6 protein-coding genes are annotated in these 5247 nt (G+C 74.6%); 2 read left to right on the top strand and 4 right to left on the bottom strand.

The genetic code is table 11. From position 1 onward, the window contains the following. Positions 1 to 215 precede the first annotated feature (215 nt). Positions 216 to 1055: an ABC transporter ATP-binding protein gene (locus LCE31_RS36325; protein ID WP_225022182.1), complete on the top strand. Its 840-nt coding sequence runs from the start codon at positions 216 to 218 to the stop codon at positions 1053 to 1055. Here LCE31_RS36325 and LCE31_RS36330 read toward each other — a convergent pair. Both LCE31_RS36330 and LCE31_RS36335 read right to left on the bottom strand, forming a co-directional pair. Beyond that, a complete protein-coding gene (locus tag LCE31_RS36330; protein WP_225022184.1) occupies positions 1024 to 1407 on the bottom strand; it encodes a nuclear transport factor 2 family protein in 384 nt (127 codons plus the stop codon). The genes LCE31_RS36325 and LCE31_RS36330 overlap by 32 nt on opposite strands. Further along, positions 1400 to 1948 carry a DUF1697 domain-containing protein gene (locus tag LCE31_RS36335; protein WP_225022186.1) on the bottom strand — a complete coding sequence of 183 codons (549 nt, stop codon included), beginning with the start codon at positions 1946 to 1948 and terminating at the stop codon, positions 1400 to 1402. The genes LCE31_RS36330 and LCE31_RS36335 overlap by 8 nt, the downstream gene beginning before the upstream one ends. A 141-nt stretch (positions 1949 to 2089) precedes the next feature. Between LCE31_RS36335 and LCE31_RS36340 the strand changes: the two genes are divergently transcribed. Beyond that, a complete protein-coding gene (locus tag LCE31_RS36340; protein WP_225022188.1) occupies positions 2090 to 2956 on the top strand; it encodes a phosphotransferase enzyme family protein in 867 nt (288 codons plus the stop codon). Between the two features lie 15 nt (positions 2957 to 2971). Here the strand turns inward: LCE31_RS36340 and LCE31_RS36345 are convergent, their stop codons facing one another. After that, entirely contained in the window at positions 2972 to 3718 is a 747-nt protein-coding gene (locus LCE31_RS36345) for an exonuclease domain-containing protein (protein WP_225022190.1), read from the bottom strand. 139 nt (positions 3719 to 3857) lie between these two features. Further along, on the bottom strand, positions 3858 to 5090 hold the full coding sequence (locus LCE31_RS36350; protein WP_225022193.1) for an SAV2148 family HEPN domain-containing protein: 1233 nt from the start codon (positions 5088 to 5090) through the stop codon (positions 3858 to 3860). Between the last annotated feature and the right edge of the window lie 157 nt (positions 5091 to 5247).

Below are 5247 nucleotides of genomic sequence, written 5' to 3' on the forward strand. Positions count from 1 at the left end.
GCTGCGGGACCCGGCACGGCGCGCGCTCCTCGTCGTCGTCACGGACGGCCGGGCCACCGCGGCGGGCGGCGGCGACGCCCCCCCCCCCCCCGCGCGCCCCCCCCCCCCGCCGCCGCACGTCCCGCGCCGGAGACACCGGCGGTACGGGGAACCCGCCGCGATCCCCCGCGCCCCCGCACGCATCACGAGCCGAACGACCGAGGAGCAGCACCCGTATGACCGCCGAGGACACCGCGCCCCAGCCCCCCACCGTCGTGGAAGTGACCGATATCGATGTCGTACGCCAGGGCAGGCTGCTGCTCGACTCGGTGTCGATGACCGTGCGCGGTGGCGAGCACTGGGCGCTGCTGGGCTCCAACGGCGCGGGCAAGTCGACCCTGCTCGGCATGGTCGGCGCCCTGACGCACCCCACGCGGGGCCGGGTGGAGGTGCTGGGCCGCACTCTCGGCCGGGTGGACCTGCGGGAGCTGCGCACGTCCATCGGGCACGTCAATCCGCGGCATCCGCTGCGCTCGCCCCTGCGGGTCGCCGACGTCGTGCTGACCGGCCTGACGAACTCGGTCGAACCGGTGCCGCGCTGGTCCCCGCCTGCCGGGGAGCCGGAGCGCGCGCTGCGGCTGCTCGCGATGCTGGGCATGGGCGGCAAGCAGGACGCGCGCTGGCCGACGCTGTCGCAGGGCGAGCGGGGCCGTACGCTCATCGCCCGCGCGCTGATGCCGAGGCCCCGGCTGCTGCTGCTCGACGAGCCGGCGACCGGGCTCGACCTGGCGGCCCGCGAGCAGTTGTTGAGCGCCCTGGACGCCCTGCGGCTCGAACACCCCGAGCTGGCCACGGTCCTCGTCACCCACCACCTGGAGGAGCTGCCCGCGTCCACGACGCACGCGATGCTGCTGCGCGAGGGGCAGTGCGTGGCGGCCGGGCCCGCCGACGAGGTGCTGACCACGGACCGGGTGAGCAAGTGCTTCGACCACCCGGTGCTGATCTCCCGTACGGACGGGCGGTGGGGCGCGAGGGCGGCCCGGTTCACTCCTGCGGAGGCACTTCCCCAGGAGTGAACGCCGTGCCCTGGTGGAAGTAGAGGAGCCATTCGCCGCCGCGCCGCCACCACACCGAACTCCGGTGCGCCCTGCGTCCGTTGACATCCGAGTCAAAGGTCACGTGCACCACGTCGGGGGCGATCTGCACGGCGCGGAGGCCGGACACCGTGGCGGGCGCGGTGGCCGGGCCCCTGGCCCGCAGCTCGCCCACGAGCGTCTCGCGGTTCCAGGACCGGCCCGACGAGCCGAACGACTGGAAGTCGGGGTGCAGCAGCGCGCCCAGCAGCAGCGGGGAGCTGTGCACGGCCGGGTCGAGGAAGCGCAGTTCCGCCTCGATGACGGCCGAGGTGGCGGGCGAGGGGTCAGCCATGGGTGAGCTCCACCAGTTTGACGACGGTGTTCCAGTTGCGGCTGGTGGCGACCGTCCCGGCGAAGAGGCCCGGCCGCGCGAGCGCCGTGGCGAGCCTGGAACGGCCCAGGCCGTCGGGTGCGTACAGGTACAGCGCGCGGTCGCCCAGCCGGAACTCCTCGGGGCGGTAGGCGGCGGGGTCGATCCCCGCGAGCCGCTCCGGCCCGAGGGGTGCGGAGAAGTACGTGACATGGAGCTGCCTGCCCTCCAGGGCCGCCGCGTCGAACGGGCAGTCGTCCACGACGGCCCGCAGGTACGCCGCGTCGCGCACCACGCAGCCGACCTCGAAGCCGAACCGGCCCAGCAGCGCGGCCCCGATCTGCCCGCGCAGCGCCTCGGGGTCCCGCTCCGCGGCCTCGAAGACCGCGTTGCCGCTCTGGAGATGCGTGCGGACCCGGTCGTAGCCGAGCCCGGCGAGCGTCTCGCGCAGCTCGGCCATGCGCACTTTCCCGCGGCCTCCGACATTGATCCCGCGCAGCAGGACGGCGTACGACACGGTCATGAACACACGATAGGACGGGCGGGGCGCCCGAGGGGCCAGGCACGAGCGCGGGCCCGGCGCGGTGGCCGGGCGGTCCCGGCGGGGTGAGAGGGTGGTCGGTCGAGACACCCACCACCGGCACCTGTGAGCGAGTGATCATCCATGGACGAGGCCCTGGCCAGAGACATCCTGGAGGCCGCGGGGCTGCCCCGCGCCGCCGAGCTGCTCGCGCTGAGCGAGAACGCGGTCTTCAGGACCGGGGACCTGGTGGTGAAGGTGGGCCGGGACTCGGCGCTCGCCCCCGAGCTGCTGGAGCGGGCCGAGCGCGAGGTGCTGCTCGCCGGGTGGCTGGCGGACGCGGGCGTGCCCACGGTGCGCGCCGCGGAGCCGCACGCGCGGACGGTGGAAGGCCACCCGGTGACGCTCTGGCACCGGCTGCCGGACGCCGTACGCCCCGCCGTGCCCGCCGATCTCGCGCCGCTGCTGCGCCAGGTGCACGCGCTGCCCGTGCCGGCCGGCTTCACGCTGCCGCGCAGGGAACTGCTCGGCGGCGTCGAGCGCTGGCTGCGGCTGGCCGGGGACGCGATCGACCCGGCGGACGCCGCGTACCTGCGGGAGCGCAGGGACGGCTTCGCCGAGCGGGCGGCGGCCCTGACGCCGCATCTGCCGCCAGGACCGATCCACGGCGACGCGCTCCCTCGCAACGTGCACGTGACCCCCGCGGGTCCCGTCCTGGTCGATCTGGAGACCTTCTCCTGCGATCTGCGCGAGCACGACCTGGTCGTCCTCGCCCTGTCCCGCGACCGGTACGGCCTCGACGCCGCCGCCTACGACGCGTTCACCGCCGCGTACGGCTGGGACGTACGCACCTGGGACGGGTGCTCCGTGCTGCGGGGCGCGCGGGAGACCGCGAGCTGTGCCTGGGTGGCTCAGCACGCCCCGGCGAACCCGGCGGCGCTCGCGGAGTTCCGGCGGCGGGTGGCCTCGCTGCGCGCGGGGGACCCGGCGGTCCGCTGGTACCCCTTCTGAGCCCGCTCCCCCGGCTCAGAGCCCCGTGGCGGTGCCCGTGGCGGTGCCCGTACCCGTGTCGGCGGCCGGCGCGAACCCGGCGCGCAGCGGCCAGTCGCGGTCGACGGCCGCGTCCGCGTTGCCCTTGCGGCGCAGGAAGCCCTCGAAGTCCTCGGCCCACGCGGCGTACCAGGCGATCTGACGCCCGTGCAGCTCCTGGGCGCTCAGGGCGGCGACCGCCGCGTGCCGCGCCGCTATCGCGGTGGCGACCCGGACCGCGGCGAGGGCGTCCGCGGCGGCCTGGTGCGCCCCGTCGAGCACCACGCCGTACTCGCCGCAGACGGCCTCCAGGGTCCGTTTGCCCTTGCGGTAGCGGTCGACGGCGCGGTCGATCGTGTACGGGTCGATCACCGGGCCGAGCGGCCCGAGCGGCGGCAGCCCGTGCCGCCTGAGCTCCGCGCTGAGCAGCGTCAGGTCGAACGGCGCGTTGTACGCGACCACGGGGACGCCGCGCGCCCAGGCGTCCCGCAGCGCGTCGGCGACTTCCGCGGCGACCTCGCGGACGGGCCTGCCCTCGGCCGCGGCCCGCTCGCTGCTGATGCCGTGGACGGCCCACGCCTGAGCCGGGATCAGCACCCCCGGGTCCGCCAGCCAGGTCCGCCCCCGCACCACCTCGCCGCCGGCCGCCTCGACCACCGCCGCCGTCACGATCCGGGCCTCAAGCGGCTCGGTCCCCGTCGTCTCCAGATCGAAACCGGCCAGCGGTCCCCCGTGCCACGTCATACTGACTTCCCCTCACCGTGCCGCCATGCCGCTCCGCCGCGTCCAGCCGTGTCGTGACTTCCGACGTGCTGACCCACTTTCGCACGCGGCACTGACAACGCGGCCGGGGCGGTCCTCGCGGCGCGTGGACGACGGGCCGTCAGGACACCGGGCGCGAATCACCCCAGACCGTCTCGAACTCCTCGCGGTACACCTCGAACAGCCCGTGCTCCGTGTCCCGGCCCGAGCGCACCACTTCGCGCCCGCCGCCGCGCAGCACCAGCACCGGCGTCTCCATGCCGCGCGCCGTGCGCAGGTACGACTGGACGACGGCGAGCCCGCCGGGGCCGTCGCCGTCGACGAGGTAGGCGGTGAAGCGGGGAGTCTCGTCGAAGACGTGGATCTCGAAGGCGCCGGGGTCGCGGAGCTTCGACCTGACCCGGCGCATGTGCAGGATGTTCATCTCCACGGTGCGGCTGAGCTCGCCCTTGCGCAGGCCGAGCTCACGCTCGCGCCGCTTGACGGCGCTGCTGGCCGGGTTGAGGAACAGCAGGCGGACCCGGCAGCCCGACTCGGCGAGCCTGATCAGCCGCCGTCCGGAGAAGTTCTGCACGAGCAGGTTGAGGCCGATGCCGATCGCGTCGACCCGGCGGGCGGCGCCGAACAGGTCCTCGGCGGGGAACTCGCGCTGGAGCCTGACCCGGTCGGGATGGACGGACACGACGTCCGCGTACCGCTCGCCGACCAGGTCCTCGACCGCGTCGACCGGCAGCCGGTACCCGTCGGGGGGCGCGCCGCCGCCGCCGACCATCGCGAGCAGCCGGACCGAGGCCCGCTCGGCCTGCGCGAGGACGGTCTCGGACAGGGCGCGGTTGCGCGAGACGACGTTCCTCGCGACCTCCAGCTCGTCCATGACGAGCTCCAGCTCGCGCCGGTCGTCCACGTACGGCTCGAAGCAGGGCCAGTGCTGCACCGTCAGCTCGCGCAGCTGGGGCAGGGTGAGGAAGCTGAGGACGTTGTCGTCCGCGGGGTCGAGGAGGTAGCCCTTGCGGCGGGAGACCTCGCGTACGGCGGCGGCGCGCTGGACCCACTCCTGCCCCGCCGGTCCCGCCGCGGCGATCACCCAGTCCTCGCCGTGGTGCGGTTCGTAGATGGGGCGCAGCACGGCGGCCACCACGGCCCGCATCCGCTGTTCGACGAGATTCAGCCATATGTAGGCGCGGCCCGCGCGCTGTGCGCGCGTACGGACCTCGGCCCACGCGTCCGCGCCCCAGTCCAGCTCCACGCCGATCTCCATCGGGCGTGCGACGGACACCACCCCCGGCGGGATGTCGCCTGCGTCCCCCTCGTGACCTGCCTCACCGGGGGGTAGCTCCAGCCCTCCCGAGCTCACCCGCGCACCGCCTCTTTCCCGCCTTTTCTGGGACCGTCCAACGATCAAGGAAGATTACTCCGACGATCGCACACGCCGCATCAGGAACGGCTGCCTCGTTTCCCAACTCCCCCGTTCGTGGCCGATGTTCCCTCCCCTGTTTTCCGCCCCTTACCGC

It is taken from the genome of Streptomyces sp. 8L, from assembly GCF_020176795.1.
Taxonomy (GTDB): domain Bacteria; phylum Actinomycetota; class Actinomycetes; order Streptomycetales; family Streptomycetaceae; genus Streptomyces.